Origin of the sequence: Nocardia sp. NBC_01503, from assembly GCF_036327755.1 — a bacterium.
Taxonomy (GTDB): Bacteria; Actinomycetota; Actinomycetes; order Mycobacteriales; family Mycobacteriaceae; genus Nocardia.
The window spans coordinates 7,415,012-7,434,946 of record NZ_CP109596.1; the positions used below are offsets into that span (position 1 = coordinate 7,415,012).

At 65.5% G+C, this 19,935-nt stretch carries 25 protein-coding genes; 7 read left to right on the top strand and 18 right to left on the bottom strand.

All coding sequences use genetic code 11. The features are described 5' to 3' along the window. Positions 1–105 precede the first annotated feature (105 nt). Positions 106–966, top strand: a complete 861-nt coding sequence (locus OHB26_RS34005; RefSeq protein ID WP_330181345.1) for a cyclopropane mycolic acid synthase family methyltransferase — start codon at positions 106–108, stop codon at positions 964–966. On the opposite strand, the gene OHB26_RS34010 is transcribed toward OHB26_RS34005, so the two are convergent. Further along, a complete protein-coding gene (locus OHB26_RS34010; RefSeq protein WP_330181346.1) occupies positions 959–1,954 on the bottom strand; it encodes a GlxA family transcriptional regulator in 996 nt (331 codons plus the stop codon). The two genes, OHB26_RS34005 and OHB26_RS34010, sit on opposite strands and share 8 nt — an antisense overlap. Positions 1,955–2,067: 113 nt before the next feature. On the opposite strand from OHB26_RS34010, the gene OHB26_RS34015 reads away from it, so the two are divergent. The 3 genes from OHB26_RS34015 to OHB26_RS34025 are packed head-to-tail and all read left to right on the top strand — an operon-like array spanning position 2,068 to position 4,115. Next, complete coding sequence (locus OHB26_RS34015) at positions 2,068–2,658, top strand: isochorismatase family protein (protein ID WP_330181347.1); 591 nt, start codon at positions 2,068–2,070, stop codon at positions 2,656–2,658. A 41-nt stretch (positions 2,659–2,699) separates the two neighbouring features. Further along, on the top strand, positions 2,700–3,875 hold the full coding sequence (locus tag OHB26_RS34020) for an erythromycin esterase family protein (protein WP_330181348.1): 1,176 nt from the start codon (positions 2,700–2,702) through the stop codon (positions 3,873–3,875). Positions 3,876–3,905: 30 nt separating this feature from the next. Then, positions 3,906–4,115 carry a hypothetical protein gene (locus OHB26_RS34025; protein ID WP_330181349.1) on the top strand — a complete coding sequence of 70 codons (210 nt, stop codon included), beginning with the start codon at positions 3,906–3,908 and terminating at the stop codon, positions 4,113–4,115. Here the strand turns inward: OHB26_RS34025 and OHB26_RS34030 are convergent. After that, a complete protein-coding gene (locus OHB26_RS34030) occupies positions 4,112–4,669 on the bottom strand; it encodes a hypothetical protein (RefSeq protein WP_330181350.1) in 558 nt (185 codons plus the stop codon). The genes OHB26_RS34025 and OHB26_RS34030 overlap by 4 nt on opposite strands. An 81-nt stretch (positions 4,670–4,750) precedes the next feature. Here OHB26_RS34030 and OHB26_RS34035 point away from each other — a divergent pair, with 81 nt between their 5' ends. Both OHB26_RS34035 and OHB26_RS34040 read left to right on the top strand, forming a co-directional pair. Further along, the gene (locus OHB26_RS34035; RefSeq protein ID WP_330181351.1) at positions 4,751–5,311 is read left to right on the top strand and encodes a dihydrofolate reductase family protein; all 561 of its coding nucleotides are present in this window, start codon (positions 4,751–4,753) and stop codon (positions 5,309–5,311) included. Between the two features lie 19 nt (positions 5,312–5,330). After that, positions 5,331–5,567, top strand: a complete 237-nt coding sequence (locus tag OHB26_RS34040; RefSeq protein ID WP_330181352.1) for a hypothetical protein — start codon at positions 5,331–5,333, stop codon at positions 5,565–5,567. Positions 5,568–5,576: 9 nt separating this feature from the next. On the opposite strand, the gene OHB26_RS34045 is transcribed toward OHB26_RS34040, so the two are convergent. After that, positions 5,577–6,521 (bottom strand): helix-turn-helix domain-containing protein, encoded by a 945-nt coding sequence (locus OHB26_RS34045; RefSeq protein ID WP_330181353.1) that lies wholly within the window; start codon positions 6,519–6,521, stop codon positions 5,577–5,579. 79 nt (positions 6,522–6,600) lie between these two features. Here OHB26_RS34045 and OHB26_RS34050 point away from each other — a divergent pair, with 79 nt between their 5' ends. Beyond that, complete coding sequence (locus OHB26_RS34050; protein ID WP_330181354.1) at positions 6,601–7,380, top strand: SDR family NAD(P)-dependent oxidoreductase; 780 nt, start codon at positions 6,601–6,603, stop codon at positions 7,378–7,380. Here the strand turns inward: OHB26_RS34050 and OHB26_RS34055 are convergent. From OHB26_RS34055 to OHB26_RS34125, 15 genes are all read right to left on the bottom strand, one after another. Further along, on the bottom strand, positions 7,350–8,012 hold the full coding sequence (locus OHB26_RS34055) for a TetR/AcrR family transcriptional regulator (RefSeq protein ID WP_330181355.1): 663 nt from the start codon (positions 8,010–8,012) through the stop codon (positions 7,350–7,352). The genes OHB26_RS34050 and OHB26_RS34055 overlap by 31 nt on opposite strands. Next, the gene (locus tag OHB26_RS34060; protein ID WP_330185867.1) at positions 8,009–8,740 is read right to left on the bottom strand and encodes a TetR/AcrR family transcriptional regulator; all 732 of its coding nucleotides are present in this window, start codon (positions 8,738–8,740) and stop codon (positions 8,009–8,011) included. Before OHB26_RS34060 ends, OHB26_RS34055 begins: the two co-directional genes overlap by 4 nt. Then, positions 8,650–9,315 carry a hypothetical protein gene (locus OHB26_RS34065; RefSeq protein ID WP_330181356.1) on the bottom strand — a complete coding sequence of 222 codons (666 nt, stop codon included), beginning with the start codon at positions 9,313–9,315 and terminating at the stop codon, positions 8,650–8,652. The genes OHB26_RS34060 and OHB26_RS34065 overlap by 91 nt, the downstream gene beginning before the upstream one ends. An 11-nt stretch (positions 9,316–9,326) precedes the next feature. Then, entirely contained in the window at positions 9,327–10,277 is a 951-nt protein-coding gene (locus OHB26_RS34070) for an MlaD family protein (protein WP_330181357.1), read from the bottom strand. Then, positions 10,274–11,281 carry an MlaD family protein gene (locus OHB26_RS34075; protein ID WP_330181358.1) on the bottom strand — a complete coding sequence of 336 codons (1,008 nt, stop codon included), beginning with the start codon at positions 11,279–11,281 and terminating at the stop codon, positions 10,274–10,276. The genes OHB26_RS34070 and OHB26_RS34075 overlap by 4 nt, the downstream gene beginning before the upstream one ends. Beyond that, the gene (locus OHB26_RS34080) at positions 11,278–12,210 is read right to left on the bottom strand and encodes an MCE family protein (RefSeq protein WP_330181359.1); all 933 of its coding nucleotides are present in this window, start codon (positions 12,208–12,210) and stop codon (positions 11,278–11,280) included. The genes OHB26_RS34075 and OHB26_RS34080 overlap by 4 nt, the downstream gene beginning before the upstream one ends. Then, the gene (locus OHB26_RS34085) at positions 12,210–13,223 is read right to left on the bottom strand and encodes an MlaD family protein (protein ID WP_330181360.1); all 1,014 of its coding nucleotides are present in this window, start codon (positions 13,221–13,223) and stop codon (positions 12,210–12,212) included. The genes OHB26_RS34080 and OHB26_RS34085 overlap by 1 nt, the downstream gene beginning before the upstream one ends. Beyond that, complete coding sequence (locus tag OHB26_RS34090; RefSeq protein ID WP_330181361.1) at positions 13,220–14,227, bottom strand: MlaD family protein; 1,008 nt, start codon at positions 14,225–14,227, stop codon at positions 13,220–13,222. Before OHB26_RS34090 ends, OHB26_RS34085 begins: the two co-directional genes overlap by 4 nt. Next, positions 14,224–15,252 (bottom strand): MlaD family protein, encoded by a 1,029-nt coding sequence (locus OHB26_RS34095; protein WP_330181362.1) that lies wholly within the window; start codon positions 15,250–15,252, stop codon positions 14,224–14,226. The genes OHB26_RS34090 and OHB26_RS34095 overlap by 4 nt, the downstream gene beginning before the upstream one ends. A gap of 4 nt (positions 15,253–15,256) precedes the next feature. Beyond that, positions 15,257–16,126, bottom strand: coding sequence for an MlaE family ABC transporter permease (locus OHB26_RS34100; protein WP_330181363.1), 870 nt, complete (start codon positions 16,124–16,126; stop codon positions 15,257–15,259). Continuing rightward, complete coding sequence (locus OHB26_RS34105) at positions 16,126–16,956, bottom strand: MlaE family ABC transporter permease (protein WP_442942782.1); 831 nt, start codon at positions 16,954–16,956, stop codon at positions 16,126–16,128. Before OHB26_RS34105 ends, OHB26_RS34100 begins: the two co-directional genes overlap by 1 nt. A 246-nt stretch (positions 16,957–17,202) precedes the next feature. After that, positions 17,203–18,351: an NAD(P)/FAD-dependent oxidoreductase gene (locus OHB26_RS34110; RefSeq protein ID WP_330181364.1), complete on the bottom strand. Its 1,149-nt coding sequence runs from the start codon at positions 18,349–18,351 to the stop codon at positions 17,203–17,205. Further along, positions 18,348–18,533 (bottom strand): rubredoxin, encoded by a 186-nt coding sequence (locus OHB26_RS34115; RefSeq protein WP_330181365.1) that lies wholly within the window; start codon positions 18,531–18,533, stop codon positions 18,348–18,350. Before OHB26_RS34115 ends, OHB26_RS34110 begins: the two co-directional genes overlap by 4 nt. Continuing rightward, complete coding sequence (locus OHB26_RS34120) at positions 18,523–18,705, bottom strand: rubredoxin (protein WP_330181366.1); 183 nt, start codon at positions 18,703–18,705, stop codon at positions 18,523–18,525. Before OHB26_RS34120 ends, OHB26_RS34115 begins: the two co-directional genes overlap by 11 nt. Continuing rightward, on the bottom strand, positions 18,705–19,931 hold the full coding sequence (locus tag OHB26_RS34125) for an alkane 1-monooxygenase (protein ID WP_330181367.1): 1,227 nt from the start codon (positions 19,929–19,931) through the stop codon (positions 18,705–18,707). The genes OHB26_RS34120 and OHB26_RS34125 overlap by 1 nt, the downstream gene beginning before the upstream one ends. Between the last annotated feature and the right edge of the window lie 4 nt (positions 19,932–19,935).

Consider the following 19,935-nt stretch of genomic DNA (forward strand, 5'->3'; position numbering starts at 1 on the left):
CTCGGAGTGGAAAACCCGGTGTGTCGCCGGTGTGTCATGGATCTAGAACGGAGAGCGGCTTCGATCCGTATCCCCTGTGGTCCACCGACTTCAGGAGCACCCCTCATGCCCGCCGATCTCGCGCCCTTCTACCAGCAGGTGCAGGCCCACTACGACCTCTCCGACGACTTCTACGCCCTGTTCCTCGACCCCTCCATGACCTACAGCTGCGCCTACTTCGCCGATCCCGCGATGACTCTCGAACAGGCGCAGGCCGCCAAGATCGATCTCGCGCTCGGCAAGCTGCGACTGCAACCCGATATGACAGTGCTCGATATCGGATGCGGTTGGGGCGCAACCATGATTCGCGCCGCACAGCAGTACGGCGTACGGGTCATCGGGCTCACGCTCAGCCGCAATCAGTACGACTACGCGCGCGCTCGCATCGATCAGCTCGGACTCACCAATGCCGAAGTGCGGCTACAGGGTTGGGAGGAGTACACCGGTCGCGCCGATCGCATTGTGAGCATCGGGGCCTTCGAACATTTCCGCAAGGAACGCTATCCGGAGTTCTTCGCGCGCTGCCACGCCATGCTGCCCACCGACGGAAGAATGCTGTTGCACAGCATTATCGGGCTCACCCTGGCCGAATTGCGGGCGCGCGACCTTGCCGTCACGCGCGCGGACGCGCTCTTCCATATCTTCATGAAGCGGGAGATCTTCCCGGGCGGGCAGCTACCGCAGCCCACGCTGGTGACCGGTTTGGCCGAGGCCGCCGGATTCCATACCCAGCGGATTCATTCGCTGCGACCGCACTACGCGCGCACGCTGGAGCTGTGGGCGCGGGCGCTGCAAACGCATCGCGAAGAGGCGGTGCGGCTCACCTCTGAGGAGGTCTACGCCCGATACCTCAAATACCTCACCGGATGCGCGCGTTACTTCCACGCCGGACACCTCGACGTCATGCAATTCACGCTGGTCAAATAGCCGGTTCGATGCGGAACCGATTTCGATACTCGGTCGGGGTGATATCGAGTTTGCGACGGAAGGCGCGGGTGAGGGTATCGGTGGTATTGAAACCGGACAGGGTCGCGATTCGCTCGAGCGTGTGATCGGTGGTTTCCAGAAGATTGCGCGCCACCTCGACCCGCGCCGATTCGATGTACGCGGCGGGGGTCATTCCGAGGTCGGTTTTGAAGACCCGGCTGAGTTGGCGCTCACTCACGTGCGCCTGCGCCGCGAGATCGGTGACGGTCAGTGGTTCGGCTATGTGCTGGGTGATGTAGAGGCGTAGCTCGTCGATGCGGCGGGTGGTCGAGAGCGGCTCCAGCGAAACACTGAATTGGCTTTGCCCGCTTGGTCTTTTGAGATACATGACCAATTGGCGGGCGACTCGCAGCGCGGGGGCGTCACCGAAATCATCGGCCACCAGCGCGAGGGCCAGATCCAGGCAGGCGGTCAGGCCCGCACCGGTCCACACCTCCCCGGAGCGGATGTAGATGGGGTCGGCATCGACCTCGACCGCCGGGTGATCGGCGGCGAGTTGAGCCGCGGTCGACCAGTGCGTGGTGGCGCGGCGGCCATCCAGGAGTCCGGCATCGGCGAGGATATGCGCGCCCACGCAGACCGAGGCGATGCGGCGGGCATTGGCCGACAGGGCGCGCACCCAGTGCACGACCGTCGGATCGCTGACCGCGCGCACCCGGCGATCGGCGTCGACCTCGACCGCGCCGGGGACGATCAGGGTGTCGATGGCGCGGGCGCCGAGCTCCTCGAAGGTCGCATCGGGCAGTACGCGCACCCCCGCCGAGGTGATGATCGGGTCCAGCGATTCGGCGGCCAGCACCACCTGATAGCCGGTGGGGGAATCCATTTCGCGTTGCAGCAGCGCGAAGACCTCGGGCGGTCCGGTGACATCGAGGAGGTCGACGCCCTCGAACAGGACGACGACCATCAGGCGTTCGATGGTGCGCATGGGCGACTCCAGGGGCATCGGTGATGGTGTCCGGATTTGCAGGTTACATGACATTTCCGACATGCCTGATCGGCCGTAGCGTGATAGATATTCAACCCCTGGAAGGACATGCAATGGCTGCCACTACCCTGCGCGAACTCGACGGTCTCGACCCCACCCCGGCCTCGCTCGCCGATGCCACCCTGGTGCTGATCGACTACCAGAACACCTATACGCGCGGCGTGATGGAGTTGACCGGATGGGATGCCGCACTCGATGCCGCGGCCGACCTGCTGGCCCGGGCCCGGCAGGCCGGCACGACCGTCATCCACGTCATCAATGACGGCGGCGAGGGTACGCCCTACGACATCACCGCCGAGATCGGGCAGATCCATCCGACGGTCGCCGCCCTCGAGGGCGAGGCCGTGGTGGTCAAGACCGCACCCAATGGCTTCGTCGGCACCGACCTCGGCGACCGCATCGACGCCGCGGGCAATAAGAACCTCATCCTCGCCGGATTCATGACGCATATGTGCGTGCAGTTCACCGCCGAGGGCGCGTTCCTGCGCGGCAACGCACCCACCGTGGTCGCCGACGCCTGCGCCACCCGGCCACTGGCGACCGTGGTCGCCGAGGTATCGGCCGAACAACTGCAGCAGAGCGCGCTGGCCACCATCGGGGATGTGTACGCCGTGGTCGTGGCCAAGGGATCCGACCTGAAGTAGCGCTTGACCTAAACAATGGTTCAGGTACCAGAGTGGGCGGTATGAACACGACCTCCACTCCGGCAAGCACTTCCATCGGGCCGCGCCTCGCCGAGCTGCCGTCCGCACCGCGGGCGCTGGATGCGGCGGGGCTCGCCGAGATCGCGCGCTCGGTGGCCTCGGCCAAGGTGGTGGGAATCGGGGAATCCACTCGGTTCGCCCCGGAGACCTTCGCGCTGCGGGATTCGCTCTTCCATCTGCTGGTGCGGCAGTACGGATTTCGGGTGGTCGCGCTGCAGGACAGTGCGGATGTCGCGGCGATTCTCGACGACTATGTGGTGACCGGCGCGGGGTCGGCCACCACGGCGCTCGAAACCGCTTGGCGGCCATGGCGGCATCGGGAGATGGCAACCGCGCTGGAGTGGATTCGCGATTTCAATCGCGAGCACGCGGGAGATCCGGTGCGGATCATCGCGGTCAAACCGCCCCAGGCGAAAGCGGCGGATTACGATGCGGTGCTCGAGGCCGTTCGGGCGGTCGCCCCCGAGCGCGTGGGCGAGGTCGCGGCGCATCTGGATCCGATTCGCAGTGCGCACACCATCGATGAACATGTGCAGCGGGCTCAGGGCATCCATCCGGGGCGGCTCTTTCGCGAACATGCCGATGACGCCGCGGCCCTGGTGAATTCGCTGCCCGTCTCGGCCGAGGCGCTGACCCTCATGCGGTCGATAGTCGACTTCCACGAGAACAGCGTCGCGGGGCGCGACAGTTTCATCGGCGATGACGAGCGCTGGGCGGCGGTCATCATCGATCACCAGACCCGTACGGGCGAGCGAATCGTGTACTGGGACGGCATCGCGCATAGCGCGGCGACGCCGCTCGGAGCCGATCCCACCGATAGCACCCCGCCGACCGCGGGCAGTGTGCTGCGCCGGCACTACGGATCGGACTACGCCTCCATCGCCATCGGCTTTCATCACGGCGATGTCGGCATTGCCGATATCCCCTCCCCCGCACCGGATTTCCTCGACGCGGCACTGGGTTCGGTTGAGCCCGAGACCAATTGGCTGGACCTGCGCCCCGCGCACTCCTTCGGCCCGGTCAAGATGCGAGTGATCAGCGGTGTCTACAACCCCGCGCAGGACACCGCCGCGTACCTCACGATCGCGGACCTGCCCGCCGCCTTCGACGTGCTCATCCACGTGCGTGAAGTCTCGCCACTGCACTGGTTCCAATAGGTCCGCGTCCCAGTCGATTACTGTGTCGACATGGCTGCCACCGAATATGGTCCGGGCGATGTCGTCTACTTCCCCGAGGGCCCGTTCAGCGGTATCTGCGGGGTCGTCCGGGAGGTGGACGTCCATCGTGCCAAGCTGCGGATCGAATTCGGTGAGGGCACCGTCCACCGTGCGGGGAATGTACTGCGCGAGCGCCGCCACGGCCTGACCGTCGGATTCGACGAGGTGGAATTGGTCTAGCGCAGACCGGCCAGAAATTCGGCGGCATCGCGATGTGAACGCACCCGCACGAAGGTGATGTCGCGATACGCGGGATCGTCCTGCCAGGCGAGATAGCGTGCCCGATTCCCGGTGTGCGTGGTCCAGGCCCAGGCGATCACCGACTGCCCCGGGTCGAGTGAGAACAGATTTCGCCAGCGTTCCCGATTGCCATTCCAGAGTTCATGACCGGCGAGCACACGCCGGAGGGTCCGCGCGATGATCTGCGTCATCACCCGCCACCGCGGCAGATCGAACCAGACCACGGTATCGGCGCGGCTCCACACCAGATCGCCGAGCTTGCCGTGGTAGTTGCCGTCGACCACCCAGCCGTCCCGCGCGATCCGCGCACCGACCGCCGCCTGGAACTCCGGCGCACCCAGCGGCGTCCAATCCGCCTGATGGTGAATGGCATCGAGTTCGATATGCGCGATCCCCAAGCGCCGCGAAATATCCCGCGCCAGTGAGCTCTTGCCCGAACCCGAGGTGCCCTCGACCGCGATCCGCCGTGTCATGACCACCCACGCATTATCCATGCGAGCGCTCTTGCACCTCCGGTACTCAGTGCTACTATATACTGGTACATAGCGATACATAGTAGCGACAGGAGGTCCTCCGTGGGGAAGATCGTTCACCTCGTCCATCAATCACTGGACGGCTATATCGAAGGGCCGAACGGTGAATTTTATTGGCCTGCAAACGATATGGGCGTCTCGGCGTACCTGCGGGAGCTGACCGGGACGGCGGGAACCCTGCTCTACGGCCGAGTCACCTGGGATTTCATGTCCGACTATTGGCCGCGCGCCGAACAGCTGGCATTCCATCCGGGCGATGCGGAGTTCGCACCGGTGTGGCGGGCCAAGCCGAAGGCCGTGGTCTCACGCACGCTGACAGACGTACCGCGAAACGTGCGCGTATTTCCCGATATCGCATCGCTGGCGGAGACCGCGGCGGGAGAGCCCGGGACCTTTCTGCTCTGCGGCGGGTCCGAGCTGGCATCGTCACTGACCCGCGCGGGATTGATCGACGAGTTCCACATTTTCGTACATCCGGTCCTACTCGGCGGCGGCCGAACCGTATTCACCGAGGTCAACACATGCGCGCCGCTGCGGCTGACCGAATCGCGGGTGCTGGACGATCACATCGTGCTGCTGCGCCATGAACGCATCGCCGCGTGATCGAGGCCCCGCCAGGCACGTGTCAGGGCAGCGTAAGTCCGGTGTAAGCGCGGCCGGACGTGTCGGCTGGTTCAATGCCCAGATCGAGGGCGGCGGGCTCGCGCTGATCGGATTGTTGATCAGCACGGCCGCCCTGGCCGCCCTCGAATTCTGGGCACCCGGCCTGAGCTCGATCGCTCAGTCGGGTGCGGTGATCGTCATCATGGCCGCGGTCGGTGGGATGCGGTTCCTGGCACTGCGGGGGTTCGTGTTCTGAAGCGGCGGGTCAGCTCCCCTCGGGCAGGTGGGCGCGGAGGGCGGCCGCGAACCAGCTGAAGACGGGGGTCACGTTGGGAAAGGGCGGCCAGCCGTTGATGACGGACAGCAGCCGCCAATACTGTTCCACGCGCGGATCATTGGCGATGCCGAGGCGGTTGAGGATCCACTCCCGCAGGACCGCATCGTCCGGTTTGGCGAAGGTTTCCGCGTAGCGGGCGCTCAGGGAGTCGAGAATCGTTGCGGCTTCCTCGGACTCGGGCGCGATACCGTTTTCGAGAGCGGCTCCGACCTCGGTGGTGACGGCCTCGGTGAGAGCGTGATGCAGACCGGTGGTCTCCCCGTCGGCCCGCTCCCGCGCCTGATAGTCGACCATGCGCCGTACCGCGGCTCGAAAGTCGTTGTTCTGCACCAGATCCGCCAGATCGATCCACGCCTCCACCTGCTCGGGGCTCGGATCCTCGGGCAGTTGGGGCATGGCAGCCCGGACCAGATCGGCCATTTCGGGATTACCGTCGGCCGAGCCGAAGGTGTCGTCGATGAAATCGTGAATGAGGCGGTGGCGTTCGGCCTCGGACAGTTGGACGAGCTTGTGCATGAGGGTCATCTCCTTCGGATCGGATTCACGTTTGGCCACCGCGCGCAGGACGGCGCGGCGCAGGGATAGCAGGGTGATCTGCAGGTCGACCGCCTCGGCATGGGTCGCGGCGACCTGAGCGACGGTGGATTCACCGGCAAGCACGCGGCGAATGGTGGCCAGGTCGACCCCCAGATCGCGCAGGGTGCGGACCAATTCGAGGCGGGCGATCGCTTCGGCGTTGTAGAGGCGATAGCCCGCGGGGCTGTATTCGGTGGGCGGGACGATTCCGCGATCGGCGTAGAACCGGATGGTCTTCACCGTGAGCCCGGTCCGTTCGGCCAGGGCCCCGATGGGGTACAGCGCTTCGTCGTCCATGATCACCAGCTTGGCGTCTCCCCCTGGTGGAGACTCAAGTGGATATTTCCGTTCGGGTTGACCCTCTAGGGTGTCGGCCGTGACTACACAGGACTACCTCTCCGGATTGTTCTCGCTTCAGGGACGGGTCGCGCTCGTCACCGGCGGCAGCTCCGGCATCGGGCGGGCGATCGCGGGCGCGCTGGCACAGGCCGGAGCACGGGTCGTGATCGCGGCGCGCGGAAAGGACAGGCTGGCCGAGACCGTCGCGGAGTTCACCGCCGACGGCTGCGAAATAGGTTGGGTGAGTGCGGATCTCGGTTCGCGCGCGGGTGTGCGGACGGCAGCGGACGAGGCGGTGCGGGTCTTCGGCGAGCCGGATATTCTGGTCAATTGCGCGGGGATCAATCTGCGGCCACCCTTCGGTGAGCTCGATGAGCGGGTCTGGGATCAGACCATGGCGGTGAATCTGGACGCGCCATTCCTGCTCGGGCAGCGATTCGGCCCCGCGATGGCCGAGCGCGGATTCGGGCGGATCATGCACATCACCTCGCAGCAGGCGCATCGGGCCTTCGTGAACAGTGGCGCCTACGGGGTGTCCAAGGGCGCGCTGGAGTCACTGGCCCGTTCGCAGGCCGAGACCTGGTCACCGCACGGGGTCACCTGCAATACCCTGGTGCCGGGTTTCGTATTGACGCCGCTCAACCAGCGGCTACAGGACGATCCGGAGCGGGTGCGAGCGCTGGCCGCGCGCACCATGATCGGCCGTAACGGGGTGGCCGACGATTTCGCCGGTGCGGCGGTCTTTCTCGCGAGTCGAGCCTCGGCGTACATCACCGGACAGGCCATTCACGTCGACGGCGGATTCTCGGTGCACTGATCCTCCGCGCCGAGGGCGGTGCAGAGAAATGCGGTGAGCTGCACGCGGACTCGCTCCTGGGTGAGTCCGTCGGCGCCCGCGCGCAGGGCCGAGAAGAGCGCGGAGACCAGGACCGACAGCAGCACCTCGGCCGCGATATCGGCATCGAGGCGGGCGTCCAGGAAGCCGTGGGCCATCCCCTGACGCACCTGCTCCACCGCCTGCGCGCCATAGCGCCTGGCATTGTGCAGACAGCGCTCGATCACCCGGTCGTCGATCGAAGACGCCTCCAGTAGTAGGAAATTCACCAGCCCGGGTTCGGTGGCGACCAGGTCGTAACAGCGGTCGATCACCCGGGCGTACCGGGCGCCGAACGCGGCCATGGTGGCGGGTGCGTCATCGGCCTCGGGTCCGAGCAGGCGCTCGCGAATATGCTCGAAACAGTGGTCGATCACCGCATCGAGAATGTCGCGCTTGTTCTCGAAGTAGTTGTAGAAGGTGCCGTGCGAGACACCCGCGGCGAGGGCGATATCGTCGACGCCGATGGTGCGGAAGCCCCGTGCCATCACCAGATGATAAGCAGCCCTGACCAATTCGACGCGTCGCAGCTCCGCGCGCGCCGCCCGCCGGGCATCGCGGCCGGGATCGCTCACGAGGCCACCGTCCGCACCCGCAACGCCTTCTCCAATAACCGCAGCACCATCGCGGTACTGCGCTCGCGGGCATCCGGATCGGGTGTGCCGTGCAACTCCCGCATGAGCGCCGGACCCACCAGCGTCAGCACGGCATGCCCGGTCACCTCCGGATCCAGATCCGCGCGTATCCAGCCCGCGTAGATTCCGCGCACGAGTTCACCGGCAACCAGTGACGCCACCACCGCCTCCAGCCCCAGCAGTCGCTGTGCCAGTTCGGCATCGATGGCTCCCGCCTCCACCAGCAGTAACCGCAATACCCGCGGCTCCCGCTCGAGCAGGCCGTACACCCGCTCCACGGCCGCGCGCACGGTATCCATGAGCTCGTCGAGACTGCCCGCGGTACCGAAGAGTTCGTTCAAGCGCACCGAGTCGATCACCTTGTCCACACCGAAATCGATGACGTGGTCCAGGATTTCGCGTTTACTGCCGAAGTACCGGTAGATGGTGCCCTGTCCGACCCCGGCCCGCGTGGCGACCGCGGAGATGGCAGTGGCCTCGTAACCCGCGGCGGTGAACACCTCGTAGGCGGCTTCGATAATCTGCCGGCGCCGCCGCAGTGGAAGCTCGGACCGCGGCGGCCGAGGTGTGCGCGGGGCTATTTCGCGGCCCCGTCCTTGGTGGCCCCATCCTTGGCGACACCGTCGGTGCTCATCCCCTCCTTGGGTCCGTAATCGACCACCAGCCAGACACCCTCGCGCTTGGCGACCGTGACCACCAGCAGATTCGGCTTGGCGGCGGGCTCGGGCTGCTGCAGATTCCGGGTGCGCTGAATGGCGTACACCGTAACCGCGTACTGGTCATTGCCCTGGGCCTGCACCGAGGTGCCCACCACCTGTCCGGTCGCCACCACCTGCGCCCCGGTCATGATCTTGGTGAGGGCATCGTGCGTCTGGGTGAACTTGTCGCGCAACGCGGTCGAGGTACCGCGCTGCACGCCGTCGAAGAAGGCGGGCAGGTTCTTGTAGTCATAGGTCAGCGAGCGCATGGCGTAGTCGGTCGCCACCTCGGCGGCGCGATCGCGATCGGAGTTGCCGGTGCGCAGGGCGTTCAGATCACCGGAGGCGTTATGCCAGCAGACGCCGAGCACCAGGGCCACGGCCGCCAGCACCGCGGCGGCCGACAGCGCGATGACCTGGAGGCGGTCACGAATTCCCTTGAACCGCGACGGTTCAGCGGGCTCGTCCGACACAGGTGCGGTTTTGGGCTCCGACTTCTCCAGCACCACGGTGGATTCGGACCGCGCTTTCTCGTTCTCACTCATGATTGGCCTTCCTATCGCGGAAACTCGACGCCGACATGGGCTTTGCCATCGCCGGGAAATACCGTGGCCAGCAGATCCACAATCGATCCGGCATCCACGCGCAGCGGTTTGATCGCACTGGTCGAGGGCTTCAGGGCGGTCGCGATGAAGCCCAGATCCGGTCCGATCAGGGACAGGTACTGATCGATCCGCGTGACCAGCGGCCCGAGCGGATCGTCGAAGATGTTCTCACCGGCATACGAGTAGTTCTGGAACGCGGCGATAATGTGCAGCAGCTCCGGCAGCGCCGAATCCACATCACCGGCGGCGGCACTGAGCGAGGGGGCACGACCGTCGAACCCGTCGCCGAGGGTCTGCACATTCGAGTACAGCCGGGCGATCGCATCGCGCTTGTCCCGCAACAGATTCGCGGTGCCGACCAGGGCCCTGGTGAGGTTGGCGACATCGGCGTCGCGGCCCTCGAATCCGGCCGCCACGGTGGTGGCCAGATGCTCCAGTTTGATCGGATCCAATTGCGCGGTAAGGGCATCCATCTTCGCCAGTGCGTCACCGACGGTGCTGGCGATCCGCACCTGCCGTGGCGGCACCACACTGCCGTCGTGCAGGAACGGCCCGGCGCTGCCGGTGGGCCGGAAGTCGATGAACTGCTCCCCCGCCGCGGAGAGGTTGGCGATCCGCACCGCGCTGTCCACCGGAATCCGGTACTTGGCATCATATTCCAGCGTCACCGCCAGTCCGCGCGCTGTCGCGCCGATATCGCGCACCCGCCCGATCGGCAGACCGCGCAGCGTCACCTCGGAGGTCTTCATGAGCCCGCCGGAGGAGTCCAGCAACACCGTGACGGTGTTGTTCTCCCGGCGCGGATCCAGATTCAACACACCCACGGCCATATAGCTGCCGCAGATCAGCGTCAGCACCATGAGCAGGACCAGCGAAACCGGTCCGGAGAGTGAGAGTTTCACGGCACCAGCCCCATCGCTCGCATGATCGGCACCAGCTGATCGGCCCGCACATCCGCCGAGACCCGATCCACCCGCACATCCGGGGACTCCAGGAAGGGAATCAGCTTGTCCCGCAGCAGATTATGGAAGGTCTCCAGGTTCGCGCCCAGGGTGATGTCGGAGTAGCCGACCGTCACCGCGGTCGGTGCGAGAATCGAGACGATCGATTGGAGATCACCGACATGCGGCAGCGCGAGATCGCCCACGTTCCGGGCCAGCGTGCCACCGCTGATTATCAGCTTGACCACATTGAACAGCACCGCCGACAACCCGGCCGCCCGATCCGGGCCGTAGGTCAGAATGCGGTCCACCGCATCGCGCCCGGACTCCAGCTTCCCGGTGATCTGTTGCGCCGAGATCAGAATGCGGTCGATATCGGCGCTGTGCGAGGCCATATCGCGCAGCGCCGCCCGCCCGGCGTTATTGATCCGGTCCAGCTCGGCCGGATCACTCGGGAAGGCGGCGTTGACATCGGTGACCAGTCGTTGCAGATCCGCCCACCGGCCGCCGGTGATGATATTGGAGAGCGCGCGCAGAATATCCTCCACATTGGTGGCGGGCACGGTCTGCGACATCGGTATGACATCACCATCGCGCAGGAAGCTCGTCTCCGCGTTCTTCGGAGCCTCCAGCGCGATATGGATATCGCCGAGAATGGTGCTCTGCCGCAGCTCCGCCGTGGTGGTCCTGGGCAGTTTGGCATCGGCGTGCACCTTGACCGTCGCGACGGCGGTATTGCCGATCAGGTCGATGTGATCGAGCATGCCTATCTCCACACCGTCGGCGATCACCTTGGCGCGGTCGGGCAGGTTCAGCACCGAACCGAATTCGATACGCACGGTGTAGGTGTCACCGCTGGGATAGGTGCCGGGAATGGGGATATCGGTGGCCCGCACGCCACAGCCGCTGAGTAACAGGGTGACCGCGGTCAACGCCGGAATCACCCGCAGGGCAATACGTCTCATCGGCCACCCGCCCGTGGTAGCTGCGCCGCGAGTGGCGGCAATTGGGCGAGCAGACTCTCGATATCGCCCTGATGCTGTTGCAGGAAGTCGTGCGTCTGCGGCAGATACAGGTCCAGGAAGGCGTAGGCCTGCTGATCGTATTTGCCGACATTGCGCGCCAGCACCGGCAGGAACTCCACCGCGATATCCACCGCGCTCGCGAATTCGGTGGAGAAGTCACCGATGAGTTGCAGTCCGGCACGCAGATTGTCCAGCACCAGTTTCATATCCGGCCAATTGGTCACGAACATGGTGGTGAGTTGATCGAGATTGTCGACCAGTCGCCGGAACACCACATCGCGCTGGGACGGGTCGCCGACCACGGTGGAGAGCCGCTGCAGCAGCTGATTCCACTGCGGCCCGGTGCCGCTGATGGCACCGTCGGCGGCGGTCAGCGTGTCGTTCAGCAGGGTGTCGTTCGGTGTACCACCGGTGAGATCTCCGGCGAGCCCGCCCATGGCATCGAGAGCCTCGCTGATACCGATCGGCGTCCTGGTGTGGTCCAGCGCAATGCATTTCGAGGTATCGAAACGCGGTCCGGCGGTATAGGGCTTGGTCAGCTCCACATGCCGATCGGTCACAATCGAACTCGACATGGTGACGGCCTCGATATCGGCGGGCAATTTCACCTTGTCGCCCACGCTCATGGTGACGCGCATACGGTCACCGAGCGATTCGATCTTCGATACGGTGCCGATCTCCACCCCGAGCATGGTCACGCTATTGCCCTGGTAAAGGCCGACGGTATCGGCGAATTCGGCGCAGACGCTCTGTTTGTCGTCGCGCACCGTGCCCGCCCAGGTGACCCCGGCCGCCACGACGACAGCCACCAGCACGGCGGCTCCCGCGACGAGCGCGGTTCTGCTTCTCCCGCTTCCCATCCACCCCATCAGCACGCCTTGCCTTCGTAGGGAATACAGATCCGCACGCCATCGGCGGGCGTATCCGCTTTCACCTGATTGCCGAGCAGGCCATTGAGTTTGGCGATCACATCGCGTAATCCGTTCACCACGATGTCGAGTCGATTCGGATCGGCGAATACCTTGGAGAACAACTGCTCGAGCTGGGTCACCGACGGTTCGATGGAATCGCCGTACGCCATGATCGGCCGGTGCAGAACGACGAGCACCCGCTTCACCAGATTGAAGACGCCGACGATATCGTCCTTGCGATTGCCCAGCCGATCGGCGACCGTGCCGAGCTGGCGGACGAAATCGGCCAGTAGCGCCTTGTCATCGGCGATGGCGGCAATGTATTCGTCCGACACCTGGAGTGCGGTATTGAGCTGCTGGGTGCGATCGGCCAGCAGTCCGGTCAGCTCATCGGCATTGGCGATGACCCCGCGCAGGGCGTCGGGCTGTCCGGCCAGCGCCTTGTTCAGCTCGCCGACGGTATCGCGCATGGTGCCCGCGTCGACCTTGCCGAAGATCGGCGTGCCCTTGTCGAGAATATCGCTGAGTTCGAAGGGCGTTCCGGTGCGCTCGGGCGGAATATGCCTGGACCCCAGCTCCTTGTCGCCGGTCGGGGTGAGCGCCAGGTAGTGCCCGCCGATCGGGGTGAGCATCTTGACCTCGACCGCGGCCCGATCCCCCACCCGTACATCGGATTTCACCGTGAAGGCGACCTCGACATGATCGCCTACCAGGTCCACCGAGCGAATCTTGCCGACATTGATACCCGCCACCCGGACCTCGTCACCCGAGCGCGCCCCGCCGGAGATCTTGAAATCGGCGATATAGGTACGCTGCCCGAACGGGATCACATACAGCGCGCCCGCCACCAGCAGCGCCACCGCGCAGACCGCGACACCGGCCATGCCCCAGCGCAATTGGGTGGGCTGATCACCACGCCCGGTCAGGGTGTCGCGTATCAGCTCTCCGAGGTATCGGATCGATCCCCTCATTTGCACACCACCAGGTTCTGCGTGGACAGGATGACATCGGCGAGGGCGGGCATGGCGGCCGCACCGTTGGAGCAGGTGATCCGCGGCTTCACCCCGTCGCCGGGCACGGTCTCGTTCAGACCGGTCACCAACTGCGGGGTGATGGCCAGGATCTGGGTGAGCTGATCGGTCTGCGGCACCAACCGGCGCAGCAGTCCGTCGACCGGTCCGTAGGCCACGTCGTAGGCGTCGCGCGTCTCCTCGAGCAGTGGAACCAGTGGTCCCAGCGTCGCTTTCGCCGAATCGATGGCGGAGAGAATGGTCTGTGTCTTACTGCTGAACTGGCCCAGCACTCCGGCCAGCTGTGCCACCAGATCACCGACCGCCTGGGATTTCCCGCCGATCTCGTCCGAGACCAGGCCCAGATTGCGGATGAGCAGCACGATCACCGCCTCGCTGTTGCGGGCGTGCTTGGTGAGGGTGTCCAGATCCGAGAGCACCGGGCCGATACCCGAGCCGTCGCCCTGGATGACGCGCAGCAGATTGTCACCGAACTGGTTGAGCTGTCCGGGATCGAGGGTGTCGAAGAGCGGTTTGAAACCGTTGAACAGTTTGGAGACATCGAAACTGGCAATGGTGCGCTGCACCGGAATGGTCGCTCCCGCTTTCAGTTTCGTACCGCCGGTGCCGTCGGTCAGCAGCTCCACATAGCGCTGGCCGATGAGGTTCTGATAGCGCACCGCGGCCTTGGTGTTGTCATAGATCGGCCGGTCGGTGTCGACGGTGAAGTGCACCCGGGCCTGCGCGCCGTCCAGGGCGACCGTCTCCACCTTGCCGACCGCGACACCGGACATGCGCACCGAATCACCGGCGAAAAGCCCGGACACATCGGTGAATACGGCGTCGTAGCCGACCTTGTCACCCGGAATGGGGGTGCGCAGCGCGGTCACGATGAAGACCGAGCAGGCCGAGACGATGAGCAGGAACACCACGAGTTTGATCGAGGACTTGGCGACATCGTTCACTGCGGTACACCTCCCAGCGAATCGGCCAGATACGGCATGGTTTTCACGATCAGCTCCAATTGCAGCTGCACCCCGCCGTCCACCTCCGGGAAGGCTTCGTTCATGGCGCGCAGCAGATTCGGAATCCGGTTGTAGGCCGGAGCCACCGTGCCGAGCGCGACGCTGACCGGCACCGCGACATCCAGGACGCCGCCGAGTACCTTCTCCAGCTCGGGATTATTGCGGCGCAACAGCTCCGAAATGCCGACCAGCACAGCCTGATCCACACCGTCGGTGGCCTTGTCGGTGCGCGCGCGATTGGTGGCGTCACCGAAGTACTCGGACTGTTCGAGCACCGCCAGAATCGCGTGCCCGACCGAGGGCGTCAGATCGGCGAACGCGCCGGTCATATCCCGGCCGATCTCGATGTAGTGCCCGACCGGGGCCTGCTGCCCGTCGGCCAGCATGCGCGCGGTCTCGAAGAACGACCGCAGCACCGGGCCGAGGCTGTCGGCATTGTCCAGCAGCAGGTCGAAAAGCCTTCGCACGGTGTCGGAGTCGAGCACCGTGGTGAGCCGCGCCGCGCGCCGGAAGACCCCGGCGACGGTGGCATTGGTGGCGTTCTCGCCGATCTGCAGGGTGGCGTTCTCCCGCAGTGGCGCACCACCATTGCCCGGCACCAATTCGATCGCGCTGGAGCCGAAGACATTCGAGGAGGTGAAGCGCGCGGTCACCGCATCGGTGAGCGCGGCCGCCTGGTTGCGATCGATCTGCACCCGAATGCGCTGATGACCGTAGCCGACCGTCCGGACCTCGCGCACGGTGCCGATGGCATAGCCGCGGAACTTCACCTCCGCGCCCGGGGCCAGTCCCTCACCGAGGGTGGCGGCATCGATGGTCAGACCGAACCGATCGGCGAATGAACCACGCGCGTAGGAACTTACGAGCACCGCGACGGTGACGATGACGATCGCGATGACCACCCCGCGCAGGCGCAGCAGCCACGGTCCGGCACTGCGTCCGGAGTGATCCTTGAATACGCTCATCACATCACCCCGAGATCCTGATGCCGACATCCAGGCCCCAGATCACGATGGTGAGGATCATGTCCAGGATGACCACCAGCACCAGGCTGGCGCGAATGGCGCGGCCCGAGGCCCGCCCCACGCCCTCCGGGCCGCCCGAGGCGTAGAAGCCCTGGTAGCCGTGGATGAGAATGATGGTGATGACGAAAATCGTTGCCTTGATCAGGGATGCGATCACATCACCGGGTTGCAGGAACGCGTTGAAATAGTGGTAGTAGGTGCCCGAGGACTGCCCGTGCAGCACATTCACCACCGTCGCGCAGGACAGATACGACAGGATGAGCGTGAGCAGGTGCAGCGGGACGATGGTGATGACGCCCGCGATCACGCGGGTGGTCACCACGAACGGCATAGGCCGAATCCCGATGGCCTCCAAGGCGTCTATCTCCTCGGAGATGCGCATGGCCCCGATCTCGGCGGTCATCCGGCATCCGGCCTGAGCCGCGAAACCGATGGCCGCCACCATGGGGGCCATCTCCCGGGTATTGGCGTAGGCCGAGACGAAGCCGGTGAGCGGGCCCATTCCGACCATATTCAGCGCGGTGAAACCCTCCACGCCGATGGAGCCGCCGACCGCGATACCGAGGAAGGCCAGCACCGCCACGGTGCCGCCGCCGACGATGATCGCCCCTGAGCCCCAGGTGATATCGGAGAGGATGAGCATGGTCTGGCGCCGGTAGATCCGCAGCGTATGCGGGATGGCGGTCAGCACCTCGTAGACGAAAGTCGCCTGGTGCCCGAGGGATTCGAAGACTCCGAGGGGCGCCTGGGCGCCGCGCTCGGCGACGCGGCCGACCGTGCCGAGTGGTTGATAGCGGGCGGGAACCTGGGTCATCAGCCCACCTGCGTCGGGATGAACATGGAAACCAGTTGGGTGACAACCAGATTCACGCCGAAGGCGGCGATGACGCCGATCACCACGGCCGCGTTCACGGCATTGGCCACACCCTTGGGCCCGTGGGTGGCCTCCAGGCCGCGCTGACAGGAGACGATCAGCACGATCACCCCGAAGATGACCGACTTCACGATGGCCACCGCCAGATCACTCATCTTGGCGAAGGCCGCGAAGGCGGACAGGTAGCTGCCGGGCGTGACGCCCTGAAAGCCCACCGCGATCACGTATCCGGTGAAGACGCCCATGAAGATGATGAGCATGCACAGCAGCGGCGTGAGCGTGATCATGGCCGCCAATCGCGGGGCGACCAGGCGGCGCACCGGATCGATTCCCATGGTGCGCAGCGCATCCACCTCATCGCGAATGGTGCGCGCGCCGAGATCCGCGGCAATGGCCGAACCCGCCGCACCGCCCAGCAGTAGCGCGGTCACCATGGGCGCGCCCTGGCGGATGACGCCGAGGCCGCCGGCCGCACCGGAGACCGAGCTGGCGCCGACCTGCTGGGTCAGGCTGCCGACCTGCACCGCGACAATGACGCCGAAGGGAATCGACACCAGCACAGCGGGAATGGCGGTGACGCTGACAATGAACCAGCCCTGCTGCAGGGTGTCGCGCCACGGATGTTTGAGGGCCACGATATCGGTGACCAGGTAGCGGAAGGCCGCCACCGCGAGTTGAATGGTGCGCCCGAAGGTGCGCAACCCGGAGAGAACGAACTCGACGCCCTGCCGAATGAACGGCTCAGGCCCCCGAATGACCTTGTCGACCAATGCCTACCACCCCACTACCCCTTCGGGCCTGTACCGACCCAGACGGACAGTAATACAGATTTCGGACTGACGTGTCAGTCTTCACTGGATTGACCTTAGGGCTTGACCAACCGGGCGGATTCGGTGAAAAATGCGCGCGCGATATCGAAATAGGCCAGGTCAGAAGGTATTCAGCAATGGTCCGGCAAACAGAGATACCGCCGATCAATAGGATTGATTCGGCGGTATTTCACTTATTGCGCGTGATTAGCTCCGCGCGGACAGCTCTGCGCGGACGGCGCGAATATCGGCCGGACGGCCGATCGAGACCGCGCCTCTGAGACAGCCGTCCCGGGAGGCCAGCACGGTGATATCCGGGGTGCCGGGCGTGCCCCGCACCTCCAGGTCATCGCCGGGCAGGATACGGCCCGCGAACTGGATATTGATCCCGTACTGGGTGGACCAACCCCAACTGACACCGACGGGGGTGGGCGGCAGACCGAGCATGGACTGCGCGGCGGCCGCCCCCTGCGCCTGGGCGCTGTTCCAATGCTCTTCGCGCACATACGCATTGAGCCCTGGATCGAATCGGGCGGCGGCGTCTCCGGCGGCGAAGATCCCGGGCACCGAGGTGCGATACGCCTCGTCCACCAGGATTCCGTCGTCGACCTTCACCCCGGCGGTCTCGGCCAGCGCGGTATCGGCGACCGCGCCGATGGCGATCAGAGCCGCTCCGGCACGCCATTCCCGGCCGTCGGTCGCGCTCGCGCGGACACTGTTCCCGAGCTGCTCCACGCCGGTCAGCAGCACGTCGCCGTGGATATCGACGCCATTGTCCGCGTGCAGTTTCCGGACATAGTCGCCGATGACCGGCGGGGCGATCCGATCCAGCGGAGTGGTTCCGGCGTGCAGAACCGTCACGCGCGCACCGAGATTCGCGGCGGTGGCGGCGACCTCGCACCCGATGAGCCCGGCTCCGGCGATGAGCAGCGAGCCCTCGTCGATGGCCCGGCGCAGTACCTCGATATCGTCGCGACCGCGCAGCATGGGCAGACCGTGTCGCACCCCGGGCAGCGCACGCGGACGCGCACCGGTGGCCAGCAGCAGTGCGTCATAACCGATCTCACCGCCGTAGAGCATGCGCACCACCGCACGATCGGCGTCGATGCTCTCGACGGTGACCCCGGTGCGCAACTCGATCCCCCGCTCCGGCCAGAACTCCGCGGGCTCGAGCAGGGTGCGCCGCTCCACCGCGGTTCCGGCCAACAGCTCCTTGGAGACCATGGGCCGCCGGTACGGCAGGCTCCGCTCCGCGCTCAGCAGGACGATCTCACCGTCGTATCCCGAACTTCGCAGGGTCTTGGCGGCGGTGGCGCCCGCGACGCCACCGCCGATGATCACGATCCGTTCGGTCACGAGCGGCTGACCTCGACCATCTCGAAATCCGCCTTGGCCGCACCGCAATCCGGGCAGGACCAGTCCTCGGGGATATCGGCCCAGCGAGTGCCCGGTTCGATGCCGTCCTCGGGCCAGCCCAGCGCCTCGTCGTATTCGAAGCCGCAGACCAGGCAGCGGAAGAGTTTGAAATCAGTGCTCATGGTCGCGCCTCTCGTAGGATTCGAAGTCGAGTTTCTCGCGCACACCGCAGTCCGGACAGCACCAGTCGTCGGGTACGGCCGACCATGCGGTGCCGGGCGGAAAGCCCTCGCGGGGTGCGCCTTTGGCCTCGTCGTAGACGTAATCGCAGACGGGGCAGCGGTAGGCGGCCATCACCGGGCTCCGTACCGGGCGAGCACGCGATCGCGCTTGCCGGGCTGGATATTGACCAGGGTGATATCGCCGTCGTAGTGGTTCAGCACGCGGCGGTCCATCACCCGTCGCCACAGTGGCGGGAAGTAAGCCAGCGTGATCATGCTGGCGTAGCCGCTGGGCAGATTCGGCGCGCCGTCCATACTGCGCAGGATCTGATAGCGCCGAGTCGGATTCGCGTGATGGTCGCTGTGCCGCTGTAGGTGGTACAGGAAGATATTGGTGACAATGTGGTCGGAGTTCCAGCTGTGCTCCGGCGTGCAGCGCTCATAGCGCCCGCTCGCGGTGCGCTGCCGCAGTAGTCCGTAATGCTCGAGATAATTCACCGTCTCCAGCAGTGCGAAGCCGTACACCGCCTGCAACACCAGGAAGGGCAGCACGATCGGGCCGAAGACCGCGGCCAGCGCACCCCAGAGCACCACCGACATGAGCCAGGCGTTCAGCACATCGTTGTGAATCGTCCACGGGCGCTTGCCGAGTCGACGCAGTCGCGCCGCCTCCAACTCCCAGGAGGAGCGCAGACTCCCCCAGACGCTGCGCGGCAGGAAGGTCCAGAACGATTCACCGAAGCGCGAGCTGGCCGGATCCTCCGGCGTGGCCACCCGAACGTGATGACCGCGATTGTGCTCGATATAGAAGTGCCCGTAGAACGTCTGGGCCAGTGTGATCTTGGAGAGCCAGCGCTCCAATTCGGCCTTCTTATGGCCGAGTTCGTGCGCGGTATTGATACCGACACCGCCGACCACGCCGATGCTCAGCGCCAGGCCGATCTTGGAGATCAGGCTCAGGCCGCCGTCGATACCGAGCCAGGACAGATCCGTCGCGGTCCACAGGTAGCAGGCGTACACCAGGCTCAGCAGCTGGAACGGTATATACGCGTAGACGCAGTAGCGGTAGTAGCGGTCGTTCTCCAGCCACTCCATCACCTCGTCGGGCGGGTTCTGACCGTCCGGCCCGAAGAAGCGATCCAGAATCGGCAGCAGTACGTACACCAGCAGCGGGCCGATCCACCACCACACCGGGGCGACGGCCTGCCAGCCGAATTGGTTGAACGCCGCCACCAGACCCGTGGTGAGAAACAGCGCGGTGGGCGCGACCAGGCCGAACAGCCACAGGTAGCGCTTACGGTCGCGCCACTGTGGCGGCGGGGCCACGGGCGTCGACTGGTCGGTTCGAGACGTCGTCATTGTC

Coding starts and splice junctions, on each gene's coding strand:
- OHB26_RS34005 (WP_330181345.1), top strand. CDS start 106: ATGCCCGCCGATCTCGCGCCCTTCTACCAGCAGGTGCAGGCCCACTAC.
- OHB26_RS34010 (WP_330181346.1), bottom strand. CDS start 1,954: ATGCGCACCATCGAACGCCTGATGGTCGTCGTCCTGTTCGAGGGCGTC.
- OHB26_RS34015 (WP_330181347.1), top strand. CDS start 2,068: ATGGCTGCCACTACCCTGCGCGAACTCGACGGTCTCGACCCCACCCCG.
- OHB26_RS34020 (WP_330181348.1), top strand. CDS start 2,700: ATGAACACGACCTCCACTCCGGCAAGCACTTCCATCGGGCCGCGCCTC.
- OHB26_RS34025 (WP_330181349.1), top strand. CDS start 3,906: ATGGCTGCCACCGAATATGGTCCGGGCGATGTCGTCTACTTCCCCGAG.
- OHB26_RS34030 (WP_330181350.1), bottom strand. CDS start 4,669: ATGGATAATGCGTGGGTGGTCATGACACGGCGGATCGCGGTCGAGGGC.
- OHB26_RS34045 (WP_330181353.1), bottom strand. CDS start 6,521: ATGGACGACGAAGCGCTGTACCCCATCGGGGCCCTGGCCGAACGGACC.
- OHB26_RS34065 (WP_330181356.1), bottom strand. CDS start 9,315: ATGAGTGAGAACGAGAAAGCGCGGTCCGAATCCACCGTGGTGCTGGAG.
- OHB26_RS34075 (WP_330181358.1), bottom strand. CDS start 11,281: ATGAGACGTATTGCCCTGCGGGTGATTCCGGCGTTGACCGCGGTCACC.
- OHB26_RS34080 (WP_330181359.1), bottom strand. CDS start 12,210: ATGGGGTGGATGGGAAGCGGGAGAAGCAGAACCGCGCTCGTCGCGGGA.
- OHB26_RS34085 (WP_330181360.1), bottom strand. CDS start 13,223: ATGAGGGGATCGATCCGATACCTCGGAGAGCTGATACGCGACACCCTG.
- OHB26_RS34095 (WP_330181362.1), bottom strand. CDS start 15,252: ATGAGCGTATTCAAGGATCACTCCGGACGCAGTGCCGGACCGTGGCTG.
- OHB26_RS34100 (WP_330181363.1), bottom strand. CDS start 16,126: ATGACCCAGGTTCCCGCCCGCTATCAACCACTCGGCACGGTCGGCCGC.
- OHB26_RS34115 (WP_330181365.1), bottom strand. CDS start 18,533: ATGAGCACTGATTTCAAACTCTTCCGCTGCCTGGTCTGCGGCTTCGAA.
- OHB26_RS34120 (WP_330181366.1), bottom strand. CDS start 18,705: ATGGCCGCCTACCGCTGCCCCGTCTGCGATTACGTCTACGACGAGGCC.
- OHB26_RS34125 (WP_330181367.1), bottom strand. CDS start 19,931: ATGACGACGTCTCGAACCGACCAGTCGACGCCCGTGGCCCCGCCGCCA.